We start from the raw sequence: 19,246 nt of genomic DNA on the forward strand, positions 1-19,246 counted from the left end.
TTAATAGTCTGACAGACAAATGAACGTTTCTCTGTTCCATCATCTTTCTTGATTCCAACCATGCTAATTACTTCATCAACAATACCTGGAATTTCACTAGCAGTTTTAGCACCTTCACATTGAGGTAGCCATGTTGAACGATTACAGTCATCGAGATATTGACCTAAGGTGCCAACTATGATGATGTCTTTGTCTCTGATATGTTGAAACTGATTGAGCCAGGCCATCATTTCTTGTGCGAGTAATCCGTAAGCAGCTCTTTTATCTTCTCTCCCCGATCTATCTGAAAAAGCTTCAGGTTGCATTCTTGCCCATAAAAGACATAAACGTGATGCAACAGTTATGCTATCAATAAAAATAGAGCGATATTTAGAAACTTCAGAAAGAAGATCTTTGTGCTTGCTACAGACATGCTCATAGTGTTTTTGACTATACGCCTGATCAGACCTTAATGCAGGATTAGGACCACCAATAAGACAAGCAATATCTCTTGACTCATTCCAAGTGTGCATCTCGATTGAATCTCCTTTCCAGTCTTGTACAGCTAGAAGTCCTGCTTCAAAATCAAGGCAAAGTGTTGTTGATTCATCGAGGGTTTTGAGCAGACTGGTTTTGCCGATTCCATAAGGTCCAAAGATTACTACCTTTACACCTGTGATCAGTTTTGCTCTTTCTTTGCTGTTTATTATTTTCATGCTTTTACCTTAATTTGCCACTATATATAAATTCACCAAATTTCAAAAAACTGTTCAATTTTTCTTATGCTTTTTTCCGTAAACAGGTGCAAATTTAGATCGCATTTTCTTGAGAATGTTGTACAAAGTAGTCCGTGATATATTATTCATATCTGCAACTTCAGCAATGCTGTGGTGTTTTAATTGTTCACATAAAACTTGCCATTTCTTTGGTAATTTTGAAATAATTTGCTCAACATCAATACGTAGTATCGCTTCATCTTCAAAACAGTAACTTTCCTGTTGCACATTATTTTCAAGTTTAGGAGTAGTACGTGAGTGTTTACGGACTAGATTATTAATACGATTTTTAACAACTTGCTTAGCGAAAGTGGAAAGACTGCCCTTAGTTTTATCATACTGATCTATGCATGAAAGAAACTCACAGAAGAGGTCTTGTTCTATGTCTTCAATATCTTGATCAGTAAGCGACTTATAATGTTTTGCGTAAAATTTTATTAAATTAACAACTTTAGGATCAATACCTGAATAAGAGTTTCGAGATTTCATAAGATGTATCCTTAAATGAAAGACTTAAGGATGAAACTTTCTTAGTAAATATTGTAGGACATGAAAAAAATACCTCAGACAATCGTGAGTTTTTTACCCTCTGAAAGTCTAGAATCTTTTTTCAAACCTCAGACACTCAAAACTTTGATCAGACAATGCACCTATGAACTGAACAGTTTTTGTAAATCCGGTGAATATATAGAACAAGATTTTCAACTTACAGGTGATTTCATGAATAATGTTCAAGAACTTAAAGAACGACTTCTATTAAACCTAAGATCTTGTCTTTTGTACTTGCTACCTAACGGAACTTTTCGTGGTGATAAGTTTTATGTAGGCAATATACAAGGTGATAAAGGCAAGAGTCTGGTAGTAGAATTAAGTGGCAGTGAAGCTGGCCTATGGCATGATTTTGCAACAGGAGAAGGTGGTGATATCATTGATCTTTGGGCAGGAGTACATAGAAAAAGTACGAGAATAGAGTTTCCTGAAGTAATGACTTCTATAGCTCAATGGCTTGGTCATTTCAAAACTTCAACTGCATATTGGGATTATTACGATGAAAACGGCCAAGCTATTGTTAGAGTCTATCGTTATGATGATAATAATGGAAAGCGATATCTTCCTTTTGATATCAAAAAATCCACCTTTAGTGTACCAGAGATAAGGCCACTATATAATATTCCAGGTATTTTAAAGTCCGATAAAATTCTTCTTGTAGAAGGGGAAAAGTGTGCAAATGCTCTCATAGAGCAAGGTATTACTGCCACAACTGCAATGTCTGGAGCAAATGCAGACCCAAATAAAACAGATTGGACACCACTCAAAGGTAAACATGTTATTATTTGGCCAGATAATGATGAACCAGGTAAGAAATACGCTGAAAAATCTGCTATGAAACTTACTTGTCTTGGAGTTGAAGAACTTTGCATTTTGGAAATACCTAAAGATAAACCAAAGGGTTGGGACGCTGCTGATTGCGTGAAAGAAGGTATAAATGTTGAAAAATTCTTATCTTCAATTCTTCAAGTTCCATATGTGAAAAAACTATCAACTACCGAGGAATTCTCGAAAGTTCAAAAAGCAGGACGTCGCATTTCACTTTCAGCAATTCCAGTAATAAAGTATTTAAACGATAAATCACCAATGCCGAAAGACATAATAGCTCCAAGAATTTTAACTCCAGGAGGACTATTGGTGTTTGCAGGTGCACCTAAGGTTGGAAAAAGTGATTTTCTTATTTCTTGGTTATTACACATGGCAGGAGGAGTTCCATTTTTGAACATGATGCCCACAAGACCTTTGAAAATCTTTTACTTACAAACTGAAATTGGCTATCACTATATGCGTGAACGTCTTCAGCAGATTAAACTAAATGAAGAACTTCTTGAAATTGCTGGATATAACTTAGTTATTACACCACAAGTGGAGTTGCTTCTAAATGATGATAGTATAGAGATTATTTTAGATAAAATAGAAAGTTCATTTGGCTCGAATGCAGTTGATATAATAGCAATAGATCCACTACGCAATATTTTTGATGCCGGCGAGAATAGTAGTGAAAATGACAACAATGCTATGTTATTCTTTCTACAAGAAAGGGTTGGTAAATTGAGAAAGCTGGCTAATCAAGATGCAGGGGTTATTTTAGTACATCATACAAAAAAGATTCAAAAGAAATCATTAGAAGAAGATCCCTTTCAAAGCTTTAGTGGAGCTGGTTCATTGCGAAGTTTTTATACTACAGGAATGATAATGTTTAGACCAAATGAACAACAAAGCTGTCGTCAGCTAATATTTGAGTTACGCAATGGTCATGCTATTGCATCAAAATACGTTGATAAAATTAACAATAACTGGTACGTAGTTGATTATGAATCGCAAAGACTTGTGAATAAAGATTATGGTCAAAGGTTAGATGCAGAACGTTCGCGTAGGTATGATACTATTCTACAATTAATTTATGATGAAGCACGGAAGGGACGTCTATATACAATAAATTCGTTCTGTCAGGCATTTGAGAATAAAGCAGGTCTTGGTAGTCAACATTCGATCCGTGAACGTATTGATACTTTAGCTACAAAAGGCTATATAAAATTTAACAGAGAAGATAAAAATGGAGCAAGAACTAGATATGGGGTGCTTTGTGTTGCAGGCATGGAAAAGAAAAGTAAGGTATTTGATCATCAACTGAATAAAGAAGTGACAATTTATGAAAAGGTCTTACCAACCGACTATAAATCACTGGAGAATGGTAGCATTTTACCAGTTGAAAATCCGAATACTTGGGTTCATCATAGCATCTGCAATTAATAAAATTAAAATAGAAAATATGAGTTATTTCAGTCTTCGGATTTGCTCAGTTTGTCTTCAGAATTTGCTTAGTCTATGCAGACTGAATTTAGTAAGGATGAAAGAAATGCGAGATTTTCAACAACTTAGAGGGATTATTGAATTTTATAGCTGCAGACTGAGCAATAGGGAAAAAGTTCAGGAATATAGAGGGTTTTGTTCAACTTTCAGTTTTCAGAATAACTCCTATTATTATATAATAATAATATAGTAGTATGACTTTAAAACATACTACTCTGTTCGTTTCTCTTTTACTTACAATAATAAGTTATGTATATGTGTAAAGCTCTCTTTCAAAGTTATCTGATAAAAGAAATGAAAGAAAACGCTCAGAAAAAACAAATGGCCCGTAATTGTATCCGTTCAGAGGTGTGGTTTAAGAAACAACAGCTAGCAGGTTTTGAAAAGGGTTTAATTCCTTTTGTTTCCAAGTCAGATACAACGAAATTATCCGCTCAAGAAATCTATTCCCTCGCTCTGACTGTGCAAAATATGAATTCTTACGATAGACAACATAATGCCGTATCTGTCGCTCAACATGGTTATTCGTTAATGGAATATTCTCTGGGTCATCCAAAAATGTCCACATCATTGACTCGGATTTTATAATACCCTTTACCGTTCGTGAAGCTCCTTTTGCTTCAAGTATATAAGATATTTTTATCATGCAGTACTGTATGTATCTTCGTAATTCTTTAGCTTGCTTAGTGAACTTTGAAATACTAATTTCATTTTCTGACAAAGCGTTTTTTAATACAAACAATCCATTAGCTGCGTCTTTTAAACAATGGCCAAGTCTCATTACTTCACTATTCCAACTATGAGATAACCTCTCGAAATTTCTCAATAAGTGAGCCCAACAAATTTGTCGTTTTTCATCACTGAAGTGGTTGTAAACTGCATATCTGTCGGTAATTACCAGGTTTTTGTAATCACAAAATGCACTATTCTTTAAAAATTTCATTCCTCTTGTATCTGCTAACTTCATAAGACTTGCTTTATTGTTGGCAAACATCCAGCACCATCCCAATTTGCCTTTGTTGTAGTGACTGGTTTCATCAATATGCAAAATTTCGCTTGCTTTTATTTCTTCCTCTATTTGTTCATAGGCTTCTTTACATTTTGACGAAACCCTTGCTTCACTATTGGACACACTACCAACACTTATACTCATGTTAAAGATGTCTTTCATAATATTCGCTATTTCTCGCTTTGAATTCTTATAAAACCCACTTAGTGATGCAACTACTGACTTAACTCTAGGACCAAAGGTATCCGGTGTAACTCCTTCTGGTAATTTGCTACTCCTTCTTTTTCCGCATTTACGACAGCGACCATGTTCTAATTGATACTCAACTACGTAAGGCTTAATTTCTGGTAAATCAACTTTTTGATAGACATATGGTTTTTCCGATATTGCGATTTCTTCACCACACTCGCATCTATTTGGTAACTCTACCTTCACCACCTCATCTGCTTCCATTTTAGCTCGGCAATTTCCCTTATGTCCAACTTGACCACCTATCTTCCTGCCGCTCTCTGACTTATCTTCTGGTGTGTCTTTTTTTATTTTGTACAGCTCTTTTGAACTTGGTAAAGATGAATTCCTTGAGTTTAAGCCGAGTCTCTCTCTTAGTTCAGCATTCTCTATTTCTAAGATTTTATTTTTTTCTTCAAGCTTTGCTACTTTCTGCTCTAAGTTTTTACATAACTCTACAATACTGATCAACAATTTAGCCTTACTTTACTATCAACATTTTGTGTTATTACTACTTTAATATATTATGTCAATTGTTTTTTATCCTTGCCACACCTCTGAATGGATACCCGTAATTGCGTTTTAAAGCCATTCTACAACTTCAGGGTACAAATATAACACTAAGACCTAAATTACTTATGTAGAGTAGCTTAAAACTCGACCACGAGGCACCTCTAAATTATTTTTTACTTTAAACTTTTACTTGCTTATAAAAAAAAGCTTACTTTAGCTTATCACGTTTTTTATTTGTTGTAAAATATCTTTTCAAAAAGGTGAACAGTTTTTGTAATTTCGGTGAAACAAGAGCTGGTTATTTTGGAGGTCTTATTGAGATATAACGACCTTTATCTAAAATTCTTAAGTTGAGTCTTTAGGTAATCTCTATAAATAATTTGTAGATGAAGCTAAAGGAAAAAAGTTGCTGCCATAAACATAAGCTACTGAGCTCGTAAACTGCTTAAAATGGAGACAAAGATCTAAATTTATTTATTTACGTCTCCAATTTTATCGCGTATAACGGAGACAAAGATTTATGTTTCGTATTTTATGTCTCCATCATTTATTGGTAGAAAAACTGAGTTAAAGCAATTACTGGAGCTTACAGAAAAAAATACTGCATCTTTTGTAGTAGTCAAAGGAAGGCGTCGTATAGGAAAAAGTCGTTTAATTCAAGAGTTTGGTAAGTATTTTGAACAATATTACTCCTTAAAAGCTGGAATACCATTTGCCATGTGAATTTGTGCATTAACATTTACTGTGCTGGTTCCCTGAAGTGCAACGGTATTTATATTTGCAATCATACTATATTATATAAAGTTATTAATATAATATATTGACAAAGTAACGAAGTAAACAGTAGCTGTTAAAAGTGGTTTAATTTAGCAAAAAAATGTAGTACTCTATCACTTTGCTGATTATATATGTTTATAAGAATAATCGCTTTTCTTTTGCTATATTCAAGCGCAGTTTTCTGTAGTGATTGTAACTTTAACTTACCATATCGTGGGCTCAGTTGTGATTTTGATCTATCATATAGAAATTTAAGTAATATAAAGAAATTATTGAATAACAAAGATAAGTTCGTTGCACTTACGTTTGATGATGGACCGTCTTATAATAGAGCAGGAGATATTATTAATATTCTGGAGAGCAATAAAACAAAAGCGACATTTTTTGTGCTTGGTGAGCGTATAAATAAAAAAACATCTGAAATAGTAAACAAAATCCATAAAGCAGGTCATGAATTAGGTAATCATTCTTGGTCGCATAGGAAATTGACATCACTTTCAAGTGAGGAGCAATTGCAAGAACTGGAAAAGACAAATGTGGCAATTAAAAATGCAACAGAACAGAATGTAAAATGGTTTCGTCCACCATATGGATGTCACAATGATAATTTGATCGAAAATACTAATCGATTAAATATGTGTTCCATACTATGGACAGTTGATTCTCTGGACTGGCAAGGCGATAAATCAGAGATTCTGGTTGAAAGAGTTTTGAGCAATGTACATAATGGAGCGATTATATTGTTCCATGATCACGATAACAAATCAAATACAGTTGAATCTTTACCTCAGATTATTAAAATACTAAAAAAATGGGGTTATGAGCTTGTTACCTTAAGTGATTGGGAAAAGAGGATTTGTGATGTGGTGAAAGCTAGAAATATGCCAATAAAAGGAGAAGGAGTGCATTCTAAAGGAATTCTATGTGGACAAAAAACAAGGTCTTCAACCGCAGGGCATTCATATTAGGTGGTATTCAGCTTACTATTTCTGCTATTTTTAGTTATAGGTTGTATACTTTACAAGTACGAGATAGACAAAAATATGAAGTGCTATCCAATAATAATAGGATAAAAGTTGTTACTATTGTACCTAAACGAGGCAGGATTTTGGATAGGAATAGCGTTGAACTCGCAGTAAACAAAATTTCGTATATTGTTTTATTTGATGGGCAAAAAACCTTTACTAGGGAAGTTGATTTGCAGATGTTATCAGAAATTAAACCTGATACAACAAAATCATCAGATACAAAAATAACTGCTCTTTATAAACGTTATTACCCGTTTGGTTCGATATGTTCTCATATAATCGGATATACAAAAAAACAGCAAGACATAAATGAAGCAGGGGTTAGTGGAATTGAATATACATATGACCATGTATTAAAAGGCAAGACCGGAAAATCTGAGCAGGAAATAAATTCTAAGAAGCGTATCATGAGAGAGTTATCTAGCATACCGCAGCAAGATGGACAAGATATACAACTGACAATTGATGTTGATTTACAGAAGAAAATTGCAGAGATATTTAAAGATCACCAAGGTTCCACAGTGGTAATTGATGTAAATAACGGAGAAATTTTAGCATTATATAATTCACCTTCTTACGATAATAATCTTTTCACTAGCAGATTATCAAATGAAACTTGGAAAAATTTAAACAATCCTTCATTACCGCTTGTAAACCGTGCATTATCATATCAAATTCCACCTGGTTCAATATTTAAAATAATAGATGCGCTTGCGGGTTTAAAAGATGGAATAATAACACCAGAAGAAAAGTTCTCGTGTAGGGGCTATATGAAAATAGGTGAACGAAAATTTCGTTGCCTAAAAAGCAAAGTCCATGGATATGTATCTTTAAACGAGGCAATGGCCTTCTCATGCAACACTTACTTTTATAATATAGGAAAAAAAATAAATGTAGATTCTCTACTAGAAATGGCTAGCAAATTTGGTATAGGAAGTGGACCATTAATTGGAATGTTTAAGGAAGAAGCTCCGGGATTGTTGCCTGACATGAATTGGCGTGCACGCAAGCTATATTCAGAGTGGTATTTAGGTGATACCATTAACTTAGTTATAGGACAAGGGTATTTACTTACAACACCACTACAGCTTGCGGTTCTTGCAGCGAGGGTTGCAACAGGAAAGGAGGTAATTCCCCACATTGAGATGAGTAAACCAGGGCAAGACTTTCTTGATATTGATGTGAATCATGAGCATCTTAGTGTGGTTCGAAAAGCTATGTTTGACGTGGTGAATTCTAACTATAGAAAAGGACTAGGCAGTATACAAATTGCTGGCAAAACCGGTACACCAGAGATAAACTCTAAAGGTGAAAGTCATAAATTGTTTATCGCTTATGGCCCCTACCATGATCCGCGCTATGCAATCTCAGTGTTTATAGAACATGGCAAAACTCCACGCCAAGATGTTGCAATTGCTAGTGAGATATTGCAATATATGCTTGAAAAATGAACTTATGAAATTGCCATATATGTTACTTGTAATTTATATATTCAAATCAGAGCTTTGAGGTTAAAAAAAAAGAAACGAAAATTGCATAAACCTTTTCAATTTAGTGCTTTAATGTTTCTAACGCAGAGAAGGTACTATCTTTATTTTCTATGGAGGAAGGTAGACTATTTTGACTATCACCATCAATTGAAGTAATAGGGCGGATTAAAGCAACTTTTATAACTTCATCAATATTCTCAGCAAAAATTACATTGATTTCTTCTTTTATATTTGCAGGAATCTCTTGCATATCTTTCTCATTTTCACTTGGTATAATCACAGTTTTGATTGATCCTCTTAGCGCAGCAAGCAATTTTTCTCTCAAACCCCCAATAGCCAACACTCTACCACGCAATGTTACTTCACCTGTCATAGCAACACTTTTGTTAACTGGTATATTTGTCATAAGAGAAACAATAGATGTACATACTGCACTGCCAGCAGAGGGACCATCTTTTGGCACAGCACCCTCAGGTACATGCAAATGTATATCATTATTTTGAAATTTTTCGGGTTTTATATCGAAAAATAAACAATTTGATCGCACATAACTATACGCAGCTTTTATAGACTCTTGCATAACCTCTCCAAGCTTTCCTGTGTATTTTATTTCCCCCTTGCCCGGAATTAGGACTGACTCTATCATTAAAATATCACCACCTGTTTCAGTATAGGCGAGACCAGTTACTACCCCTACCAAACTCTCATTTTCTGCAATGCCAAAGGTATACTTACGTACCCCTAGGTAATCTTGTAAATTACCAACCTCTACGGATATTTTCTTATTTTTATCAGTTAATATTGCTTTAACTGCTTTTCTCATGAGCTTTGCAAGTTCCCTTTCCATGCTTCGCACGCCGCTCTCACGTGTATATAAACGTATCAACTCGTATAATGCTTCATTAGTTATTTTCCACTCCTTCTGATGCAAACCATGCTCTTTTTTTAATTTTGGAATAAGGTGATGCGTAGCAATACTGATCTTCTCATCTTCGCTATATCCAGATAATTGTATAATTTCCATCCTATCACGCAAAGGATGTGGCAAATTTAAGCTGTTTGCCGTAGCTACAAACATTACACTTGAAAGATCAAATTCAACTTCCAAGTAATGATCCGTAAAGTGTTTATTGTGCTCAGTATCCAAAACCTCAAGTAATGCAGATGCAGGATCACCACGCGAATCAGAACCCATCTTATCTATTTCATCAAGCAGAAAAAGCGGGTTGCATGAATTAGCTTTTTTCATGTGTTGAATGATTTTACCAGGCATTGAGCCAATATAAGTTTTTCTGTGTCCTCGTATTTCAGACTCATCACGTATACCACCAAGAGATATGCGAACAAAATCTCTTCCTACTGCTTTTGCCATAGACTTAGCTAAAGAAGTTTTACCAACACCAGGTGGTCCAACTAAGCAAAGTATAGGACCCTTTATCTCTTTTACTCTCTTTAATACTGCTAAAAATTCTATTATTCTATCTTTTACTTTCTCTATGCCATAATGATTTTCATCTAAGATTTTTTTAGCCGCATTTAAGTTAATTTTTGCATCTTTGTACTTTCCCCATGGCAAATCAAGCAACCAATGCAAGTAACTAGATATAACTGTTGCTTCAGGAGAAATGGGATTCATTTTCTTATATCTCTTTAAGTCAGTTATGGCTTTCTTTTTTGCTTCCTCAGAAAGCTTTGTTTCATTTATCTTTTTTTCAAATTCATTGAGTATATTCCCTTCATCTCCATTTTCAAACTCACCTAATTCTTTCTGTATAGCTTTTAATTGCTCATTAAGGTAGTAAACTTTTTGAGTACTTTCAACCTGTGATTTAATTGTCTTATACAAGCGGTTTTGTGCACTCAAAATACTTATTTCTCTCTCAATAAGAGCAAAAACTTTTTTTAAACGCTCTTTTGGGTTATAAACTTCAAGTATGTTTTGCTTATCTGATACCTTTATATTTAAGTGCGAAGCTATCATATCTACAATTTGATTAACCTCTTTAACTTGATCAATGGGGTCAATAATAATCTCGGGTCGACTTTTCTTGCTTAGTTTACACCAATTGTCGAATGCATCTATAACAGAACGCCTTAAAGCTTCTAAATCAATATTATCTTCATTTTCTCCATACTCATAATGACCATCTAACGCTACTCTGGCCTGTAACAAAGTGTGAGAGCTAATATATTCTATAACTCTTCCCCTTCTTACCCCATGAATCATGACTTTTACTGCATTGTCAGGCAGTTTTATTAATGGTTGTATAATGTTTGCTAACACGCCTACTTCATAAAGATTCTCTGGCTCTGGATTATCAATAGAACCATCTTTTTGTGCTATGAGAAAAATCTCGTTTTGGTGACTACTGCTACTTATTGCATACTCTAGTGCATGAACAGATTTTTCTCTACCTACGAATAAAGGCAGCATTATATTTGGAAAAATTACTACATCTCTTAGAGGTAATACTGGTAATACAGTAGAATTAAAGTTTACAGCACGTCCAATACTCATAATATATGCCTCAAATTAATCATTAACCGTTATAACACTACCCTTATTATTATGATTAATCGTCGCTTTGCCTAATTCTACCATTTTCTTAGTAACCGTTATAGTGCTACCTTCAAAACCTCCGTTGCCGGATATATACATAACATCAAGTAAAAGTGACTCTAAGATAGCACGTAACATCCTTGCACCTGTTTTATAGCTTATAGCTTTTTTAGCAATAGCTGATATTGCTTCATCTGAAAACTCAAGGTTTACTTTACTAAATGCAAGCAATGCTTTATATTGTTTTACTAGCGCATTTCTTGGCTCTGTCAACACATGTATTAAATCCTCGTGATCCAGCTCATCTAGAACAGCAGTTATTGGAACCCGTCCTACAAATTCGGGTATCAAACCGAATTTGATTAAGTCCTCAGGTTGAGCATCGCGTAAAGCATTTTTTTTCTTTTGTGCTTTAGACTGACTTATATCTGCTCCAAAGCCAACTGATGTTCCCTTTTTTCTTGCCTCAATAATTTTATTTAGGCCTTCAAAAGCTCCTCCACAAATAAATAGTATGTTACTAGTGTCTACTTGTATAAACTCTTGTTGCGGGTGTTTTCGCCCTCCTTGTGGAGGAACATAAGCAACCGTACCTTCCATGATTTTTAGTAGAGCTTGTTGGACCCCTTCACCTGAAACATCACGGGTTATTGAAGCGCTTTCAGACTTTCTTGTGATCTTGTCTATTTCATCGATAAACACTATACCATGCTGTGCCTTTGCAACATCATAATTTGCAGCTTGTAATAGACGTGACAACACGCTTTCTACATCATCACCTACATAACCTGCCTCAGTCAAAGTTGTCGCATCGGCCATAGCAAATGGCACATCTGAAACTTTAGCAAGTGTTTTTGCTAGCAAAGTCTTACCAGAACCAGTAGGGCCAATAAGCATTATATTTGACTTCTCAATTTCAATATCACTTATAGAATGAAGTTGCACCATGGATTGACAATGGTTATACATAGCCACAGATAAAACGTGTTGCGCATGTTCCTGACCTACAACATGCTTACTAAGAAAATTTTTTATATCTTCAGGTTTCTTTAGTAATAGCTTCATATCAGATATATGATCTGAATTAAAGGCTCTCTCTTTCTTTTGACTTATTGCTTTATGGGATAACTCTATGCATTCATTACAAATGAACACCTTTAAACCATCTGAAGAGTTAGTAATCAATTTATCTACTTCGTTTTGTGCCTTGTTACAAAAAGAACAGTAGTGTAAATCATTATTGTTATCCATTAAACTACCTTTTGTTTAACTTTAATATTTTCAATCTTCATATCTTTACGCTCAGCTATTACTTTATCAATCAAGCCAATTTTCATTGCTTCTTCAGGATCCATGAATTTATCTCTTTCCATCATTCCCTCAATTTTCTTTAGTGAATTTCCAGTATGTTTTTCATAAATTTGATTTAGTTTTTTCTTAACTCGCAAAATTTCATTAGCATGTATCTCTATGTCAGTTGCTTGACCTTGATAACCACCAGATGGCTGATGTATCATAATTCTTGAATGAGGTAGCGAGTAACGTTTACCCTCCGCACCAGCTGTAAGCAACAAAGAACCCATAGATGCAGCTTGACCTATACACAAAGTTGAAACGTCTGGATTTATATACTGCATTGTATCGTAGATCGACAAACCAGCAGTTACAACACCACCTGGTGAGTTAATATACATACAAATGTCTTTATCGGGATTTTCCGATTCTAAAAATAAAAGCTGTGCTACTATTACGCTGGCCATGTTGTCTTCAATAGGGCCAGTTACGAAAATTATTCTTTCTTTTACTAGCCTTGAATATATGTCATAAGCCCGCTCACCGCGACTAGTTTGTTCAACTACAATTGGTATAAGAGTCATACCTTTTCCTATCAAATATTATCAAATAATTCCTTTAATTCTTTCACAGAAACAATCTGTTCTTCTTTACTAACTTTTTCTATCATATAATCTGTCACTTTATACTCAAGCGCTTGCCCTCTAACTAATTCCTGAAATTGTCCATCTGATTTAAAATGTTTAAATACTCTGTCAAATGATACATCTTTACTGACATATTGATTTACAATAACGTTCATAATATCATTTTGAGTTAATGATATTTCATGTTCTTTACTGAACTCCATAAATAGCATTGCAAGCTTTACACGTCTTTCAGCTTCTTTACAAGAATCACCTTTAGCATTCAACTCTCTTTCAACTCTCTGCTGTTCCTGTTTTACTACTTGTATAGGCAAATCAAAACTATAACTAGCATCCAAACAATCAAATAGCTCTTTCTTAATTAAGAGATCTCCCATTTCTTTACACTGATTATCAATTACTTCTTTTATATGATTTATTAGCGAAGAATGATCTTCAAAACCAATTCTCCTGGCTATTTCATCATCACTTTGCAAGTCTTCAGCAATCTGAATATCATTAATTCGAACAGAAAAAGCAGCCTCCTGCCCCGCAAGGGAAATTACCTGGTAATCTTCAGGAAATCTCAACTTAAAGCTTTTTGTTTCCCCTTTTTTCATGCCAATTAATTGATCTTCAAAACCATTTATAAATGTTCCAGATCCTAAATTAACAGTAAAGTTTTTGCCACTTCCACCTTGAAAGAGCTTATTTCTAATTCGCCCTTCAAAGTCAATTATCAGTTTATCCTCGTTTTTTGCTTGATAAGAAACATCATCAACAGAGACAAAGTTAGGAAATTTTGTTTTTATAGAATCAATAAATTCTTGTATGTCTCCCTCTTTGATTTTTGCCTTAACTTTCTTCAAATTTATTTTATCAAGATCTATCACTGGCACTTTTGGCATCGATTCAAAAGATAATTTGTACAGAAAGTCGCCTTTTTCATCCTTTTTATCCAGGTTTGGTAATGACATAATATCAACCTTAGGATGGATGTGAGACTTAACTTCGATTTTTTTCATTAAATCACTTGAGCAATAGTCAATCGTATCGTTTATCACATATTCCAAAGCTTCGTTTTTATAATTTGTAACAACAAGATCGTAAGGCATCTTTCCTGATCTAAATCCAGGCAATTTTGCATTCTTCGCTATTTCTTGTAATCTAGAGTTTATCTTTTGTTCTATATAATCACTACTAACTGTGATTTCATACTCATACTTTAGTTTATCTACACTAAGTTCCTTGTAGGTATATATATTACTTAATGTATCTGCTTCGACTGCATTTTGAGGTATATTACTAGACATTACAACCTGTTATCAATATTTTATTTATGTTTTAATAAAGCCACTTTACCAGAATTTAAGTTAAATACAATCCTTAAGAACAGGTTCTTATACAAACAAAAGTGTACTTAGTGATTATAAATTTTCTCTTAAAACCTGAGTTACATGACTTTAAGTGCGGATAGAGGGACTTGAACCCCCACGAGCAAGCTCACCAGGACCTAAACCTGGCACGTCTACCAATTTCGCCATATCCGCAAGAGCCCTTCATTAACTTATAGATAACCACTTCTGTCATCTTATACAATTTAAAGATTAGATCTTAGTACCACAGACTGAACTTATAATACTGGTTAACTCCACTATGAATCTAATCCTGAATTACTTTAACTAACACCATTAAGATAAGTACTGTCTTAGAAATATTCAAGGCTTATTCAATTTATAGTATTTACACAATAAAAAAAGCTTATTAATATTCTTTAATTAAGGCTCTAAACTCTGGAAATTAATAATGAGATTAATAGCAAGCTTCTTACTCGCAATTTTTCTGATTACACAGAGTGGCTGTACGGCTCTTGTAAGTGGTATAGTGGTAACAGCAACTGCAGCGGCTACATCAATAACAATGCAAGATAAATCCTTGGGAAACATTATTGATGATACAACTATAGTAATAAGAATCAATAAGGGACTCTTAAAACACGGACTGTTCTCATCTATAAAAGTTAAAGTGAGTGAAGGAAGAGTATTACTCATTGGAAATGTTGATAATCATGAAAAGCAACTCACAGCAGAGAAAATAGCTTGGCAGCAAAAAGAGATTAAAGAAGTGATAAATGAAATAAGAGTCACACCAATTAAAATGGCTTCTATGCTAGATGTTACTGTAGATGGTATGATAACAGCAGAGATAAGCACGAGGCTTCTGGGAAAAAGAAATATTAAATCAATTAATTATAGCGTTAATACAGTTGATAGAGTCGTTTATTTGATGGGTATAGCTCAAAATAAGGTGGAATTAAAAGCTGTAATAGCAATTGCAAGAAAAGTAAAAGGAGTAAAGCAAGTTGTAAGCTATGTGAGATATAGACATAGCAAATTGCGCCATTGATGAAAATTTACTTGAGTGTTAGTATCATGTAGCTAAGCCATAAAGCTACTTTACAAATTTCGTCAGTTCACTCTTATGGTATGTATAACAATGCTACAAAAAATAATATCATAGAATTCAATAGAATAATTTCTAGAAAATCTCTACATACTAAAAAAGTAAAATGCTATTTAAATAAGCTTAAGAATAAATAGCAAACATCTATATCTTGTGCGATATGGCGTTTTATTCCTGAGATTTTTTACCAGCGTCATAGCCTTTTTCTTCATCAGTGTCTGCGTTCTTTACACTCTGAGCGTCAATTATGCAAAAGCTGGTTTTTTCTTTCCAAACATTGTTTTGTCGGACCACACTAACTATTTTTTTAACATGCACTCCAAAATACTTTTTTTATTTCCTTTTACTTTTTTACTCCATTTTTGAAATAATCATAACAATTGCGCCGTTTTGGGAAACTCTTTTGGTAGCATCCTCCACTGATAAACACTTTTTAGGGCATACAACACTCCGCAAAATACATCATACAAATCAAGTTTTTTTGGTTTTGTTTTTTCCACAAGACTCCAGATCTGGTGAAATAATCTCAAACTTCTCTCGACTTATGTCACTTGGGTATACACTCCTCATATATCCTAATTTATACACTCTATTTCTTACTTTATGCCTTTCTTGAGATTATGAACAGGTTCTTAGAAAGCTAGCGTTCTACTAGTTATGTTCTTTATCTTGCTTTACAACAATGCATCTTTTCATTCCAGCCAAGTCGTATACGTATTCCTGAAAAGCCAGTCCATATAAGGGTATTATTTTGTCAATATTGCTTTGATCTTCGCCTATTTCCAATATCGCAAACCCATCTTTTTTAAGGCACTTTTTCAATATTGGAAAAATACTCAGGTAGCAGCTCAATCCATCGATACCGCCATCAAGAGCAATTCTTGGCTCTTTTTGCACTTCAGCTTGCAGATCTTTTAACTTACTTCTTTTAATATATGGAGGATTGCTTATTATGAGATCAAATAAATCTCTGCATTCTGTCCACGAATTTGGAAATATTTTAGCTCTGTTGAGAAGATTATGTTTCTTTGTGTTCTGGCAGGTAATTTTGTATGCTTCCAGGCTTTTTTCAAAACCAACTCCAATAGCATATTCATACTCACTAAGTACGGAGATCAACAAACAGCCTGTGCCTGTGCCAAAATCTGCAATTTTTATTTTTTGCTTCTTATTTTGGTAATATTTTAACACTGTTGAAATTACTGTCTCACTATCTGGTCTTGGATCTAGAACATGTTGGTTAACTATAAAATTTTTACTCCAGAATTCACGATTACCTATTATTTGCGATATTGGATATCTTTCTGCTCTTTTTTTTGTTAATTTCCAGAATAGAAGTTCTTTGTTTCTTGGTACCTGATTGATGTGATTCATGATTGTGAATGATCTTTCTACTCCAAGTACGTACTGCATGATGATTTCACAATCCAAATGTGGTGATTCAATTCTATGTGATGATAGTAGCTTTGACCCTTCTTTAATTAAAGTGCTGATTGTTTTCATTATTCTAAAAACGTGTTCCTTGTATGCAAGAACAGCAAAATTGAGTATAGAATTCTGAACCTAGGGTAGCTGCATTAAATCTAAGTGTCAAGAGTAGGATTATAAAAATCATCCGGCTTTACTGGTAATTCGGTTAGTTCGGTTGGTATTTTTGCATTAATGTTAGAAGCTCTTGGCTCTATTATAAGCATTATTTTCTGCATATTCTTTGATGGAGAGTAGACCAGCGGAACTTCCCCACCAGTCTCTCGCAGAACTGTACGGAAACCTCTCGGTTTATACAGCTCCCATTATTTAGCCCTTTGATCCTAACCCAAGTGTCCAATGATAGAAAATATTTGGAGACCTCTTTCTCACTTTTCCTAGAAATTGCTTTGCTAGTCTTCCATGATCTCGAAGTTTCTTATATTTGGTTCTGACCCATCTTATGAGGTATCTCTCTATATTTCTGAGAGATGTATACATCTCCGTTTGGTAAAACCTGCCATAATACTGACACCAGCCTCTGACTATTGGATTTACTTCCTTTGATATTTCCTCCAACTTCTTTCCTGTAAATCTATGTATTTTCCATGACCTTATGGTTTGAGTGATCTTTTTCTTGGCCTTATTGCTAATTGCAGGTAGAAATCCAACAAAATATTCTCCTATTTTGCTCTTTGCTCCTCTAGCTCTAAAGGTATAGCCCAAGAAATCAAAGTTTTGTGTAGGAAACTCATCTCTCCTATTACCATCCTTACAGTACACTATCTGTGTCTTTTCGGGATGTAACCTCAATTTACACTTAGCCAATCTTTCTTCGATCATTACTTTCATAAATTCTGCCTGTCTCTTAGTTCTGCAGTGCACTATCGCATCATCCACATACCTCTCAAATGGTACTGTCGGGTAGTTCTTTTTCATCCATATATCAAACACATGATGCATGAATATATTAGAGATGATTGGGCTAACTGAACCTCCTTGCGGAACTCCCTTATTCCTCACTTCCCTAGTGCCATCTGCTTGTTGAATAGGGGCTTTCATCCACCTCTCAACATACAGTATGACCCATTTGCAGTTTGTATATTTCTTGATAGCTTGCAAAACTAATTCGTGATCCAGATTGTCGAAAAATCCAGATATATCAAGATCTATCGTCCAATCGTACCTCCAGCATCTCTTGCGTGCTGTATTTACCGCATCCAGTGCAGATTTATTCGGTCTATAACCATATGAATCCTCGTGGAATTTTGGCTCTACTAGCGGCTCAAGATACATAGAAGCTGCCGTTTGCCCTATCCTGTCGAATACTGAAGGAACACCTAAAATTCTTTGTCCTTCTCCCGTATCCTTCGGTATTGCTACAGCTTTTACTGGCTCTGGAAAATAACTTCCGGATGACATCCGATTCCATAGTTTGTATAGATTATCTTTTAGATTTTCCTCAAACTTTGTTATCGAAACCTCATCTACACCTGCAGCACCTTTATTTTTCGATACTTGTTTATAAGCTCTCCAAATAAGTTGTTTCGGTATATCAAAAGACTTTGTTTTATTCATTAATTCCTCCCATTACGGTTGACAAAATAATTAAAACTAAATAACTCAGCTCCTTCGCTCCATTTCCATTACAGAAACTTCTTCACTACTATGAGCTAATCCGCCCCTGTTTTTCGCATCGGTACTCTCATCCTCAGAGATCGGCTCTTTGGACTTCTTCCTTATCATCGAAACGACAGGTTCCCGCAGTTCCACACAATAGCCTAAAATAGGTTCACGCCACCTCTATGCCGGACGCCACCTATCCAGTAAACAAGTTCCTGATAGGTTTATCCCAAGAGATTCAGGAGCCCATGGTTTTGACGTCGTCTTTGGAATTTCGACACTTCATCAGTGGTTCATTTTCATTCGCCTCTCTATTTTACACATGATGCATAATTGCACCTTTTCCATAACGCTCACTACCATAGCTCTTTACCACAGCAGCTTATGGCTGTTTGAAGCCTGCTCTTGCAAAACGACTCCGAGGGACCCTCCCTCATCTATTGCATAGCTTCAACACTTCCCGTGTCTCTACAGCGCACTGTCATCTCAGTATATTACTTGTTCCATATCTATATTAATTCGACCACAGCAAGTGATAATTTCTTAATATTA

At 34.7% G+C, this 19,246-nt stretch carries 15 protein-coding genes, 1 tRNA gene and 1 pseudogene; 5 read left to right on the forward strand and 12 right to left on the reverse strand.

From position 1 onward, the window contains the following. On the reverse strand, positions 1 to 695 hold a 695-nt coding region (locus BWZ41_RS05760), incomplete at its 3' end, for an ATP-binding protein (RefSeq protein ID WP_143689735.1). Between the two features lie 54 nt (positions 696 to 749). Then, positions 750 to 1,244 carry an RNA polymerase sigma factor gene (locus tag BWZ41_RS05765; RefSeq protein WP_063630520.1) on the reverse strand — a complete coding sequence of 165 codons (495 nt, stop codon included), beginning with the start codon at positions 1,242 to 1,244 and terminating at the stop codon, positions 750 to 752. A gap of 231 nt (positions 1,245 to 1,475) precedes the next feature. Here BWZ41_RS05765 and BWZ41_RS05770 point away from each other — a divergent pair, with 231 nt between their 5' ends. Further along, positions 1,476 to 3,557 (forward strand): AAA family ATPase, encoded by a 2,082-nt coding sequence (locus BWZ41_RS05770; protein ID WP_143689943.1) that lies wholly within the window; start codon positions 1,476 to 1,478, stop codon positions 3,555 to 3,557. A gap of 415 nt (positions 3,558 to 3,972) precedes the next feature. On the opposite strand, the gene tnpC is transcribed toward BWZ41_RS05770, so the two are convergent. Beyond that, positions 3,973 to 5,325, reverse strand: a complete 1,353-nt coding sequence (tnpC, locus tag BWZ41_RS05775; protein ID WP_143689736.1) for an IS66 family transposase — start codon at positions 5,323 to 5,325, stop codon at positions 3,973 to 3,975. A gap of 576 nt (positions 5,326 to 5,901) precedes the next feature. Here tnpC and BWZ41_RS05780 point away from each other — a divergent pair. The 3 genes from BWZ41_RS05780 (at position 5,902) to BWZ41_RS05790 (ending at position 8,623) form a co-directional block, all read left to right on the forward strand. Further along, on the forward strand, positions 5,902 to 6,090 hold the full coding sequence (locus BWZ41_RS05780) for an ATP-binding protein (RefSeq protein WP_241653944.1): 189 nt from the start codon (positions 5,902 to 5,904) through the stop codon (positions 6,088 to 6,090). Positions 6,091 to 6,275: 185 nt separating this feature from the next. Beyond that, entirely contained in the window at positions 6,276 to 7,112 is an 837-nt protein-coding gene (locus tag BWZ41_RS05785) for a polysaccharide deacetylase family protein (protein WP_143689737.1), read from the forward strand. Then, positions 7,067 to 8,623, forward strand: a complete 1,557-nt coding sequence (locus tag BWZ41_RS05790) for a penicillin-binding transpeptidase domain-containing protein (protein WP_143689738.1) — start codon at positions 7,067 to 7,069, stop codon at positions 8,621 to 8,623. Before BWZ41_RS05785 ends, BWZ41_RS05790 begins: the two co-directional genes overlap by 46 nt. A 100-nt stretch (positions 8,624 to 8,723) precedes the next feature. Here BWZ41_RS05790 and lon read toward each other — a convergent pair whose 3' ends face one another. The 5 genes from lon to BWZ41_RS05815 form a co-directional block, all read right to left on the reverse strand. Beyond that, a complete protein-coding gene (lon, locus tag BWZ41_RS05795; protein WP_143689739.1) occupies positions 8,724 to 11,180 on the reverse strand; it encodes an endopeptidase La in 2,457 nt (818 codons plus the stop codon). A gap of 15 nt (positions 11,181 to 11,195) precedes the next feature. Beyond that, a complete protein-coding gene (gene clpX / locus BWZ41_RS05800) occupies positions 11,196 to 12,473 on the reverse strand; it encodes an ATP-dependent Clp protease ATP-binding subunit ClpX (RefSeq protein WP_010406852.1) in 1,278 nt (425 codons plus the stop codon). Beyond that, the gene (gene clpP, locus BWZ41_RS05805) at positions 12,473 to 13,099 is read right to left on the reverse strand and encodes an ATP-dependent Clp endopeptidase proteolytic subunit ClpP (RefSeq protein ID WP_143689740.1); all 627 of its coding nucleotides are present in this window, start codon (positions 13,097 to 13,099) and stop codon (positions 12,473 to 12,475) included. Before clpP ends, clpX begins: the two co-directional genes overlap by 1 nt. Before the next feature lie 11 nt (positions 13,100 to 13,110). After that, positions 13,111 to 14,454 (reverse strand): trigger factor, encoded by a 1,344-nt coding sequence (tig, locus tag BWZ41_RS05810; RefSeq protein ID WP_143689741.1) that lies wholly within the window; start codon positions 14,452 to 14,454, stop codon positions 13,111 to 13,113. Between the two features lie 155 nt (positions 14,455 to 14,609). After that, positions 14,610 to 14,691, reverse strand: a tRNA-Leu gene (locus BWZ41_RS05815). 256 nt (positions 14,692 to 14,947) lie between these two features. Between BWZ41_RS05815 and BWZ41_RS05820 the strand changes: the two genes are divergently transcribed. After that, positions 14,948 to 15,547: a BON domain-containing protein gene (locus BWZ41_RS05820; RefSeq protein ID WP_143689742.1), complete on the forward strand. Its 600-nt coding sequence runs from the start codon at positions 14,948 to 14,950 to the stop codon at positions 15,545 to 15,547. A gap of 205 nt (positions 15,548 to 15,752) precedes the next feature. Here the strand turns inward: BWZ41_RS05820 and BWZ41_RS08120 are convergent. From BWZ41_RS08120 to ltrA, 4 genes and pseudogenes are all read right to left on the reverse strand, one after another. Next, a pseudogene (locus tag BWZ41_RS08120) lies at positions 15,753 to 16,174 on the reverse strand (transposase); the annotation flags it as partial. A gap of 81 nt (positions 16,175 to 16,255) precedes the next feature. Next, entirely contained in the window at positions 16,256 to 17,107 is an 852-nt protein-coding gene (gene prmC, locus BWZ41_RS05830; RefSeq protein WP_143689744.1) for a peptide chain release factor N(5)-glutamine methyltransferase, read from the reverse strand. Positions 17,108 to 17,187: 80 nt separating this feature from the next. Beyond that, positions 17,188 to 17,310, reverse strand: a complete 123-nt coding sequence (locus BWZ41_RS08300) for a hypothetical protein (protein WP_019078684.1) — start codon at positions 17,308 to 17,310, stop codon at positions 17,188 to 17,190. A gap of 91 nt (positions 17,311 to 17,401) precedes the next feature. After that, entirely contained in the window at positions 17,402 to 18,649 is a 1,248-nt protein-coding gene (ltrA, locus tag BWZ41_RS05835) for a group II intron reverse transcriptase/maturase (RefSeq protein WP_143689374.1), read from the reverse strand. Positions 18,650 to 19,246 lie beyond the last annotated feature (597 nt).

Origin of the sequence: Wolbachia endosymbiont of Nilaparvata lugens (assembly GCF_007115045.1) — a bacterium.
In the GTDB taxonomy this organism is placed as follows: domain Bacteria; phylum Pseudomonadota; class Alphaproteobacteria; order Rickettsiales; family Anaplasmataceae; genus Wolbachia.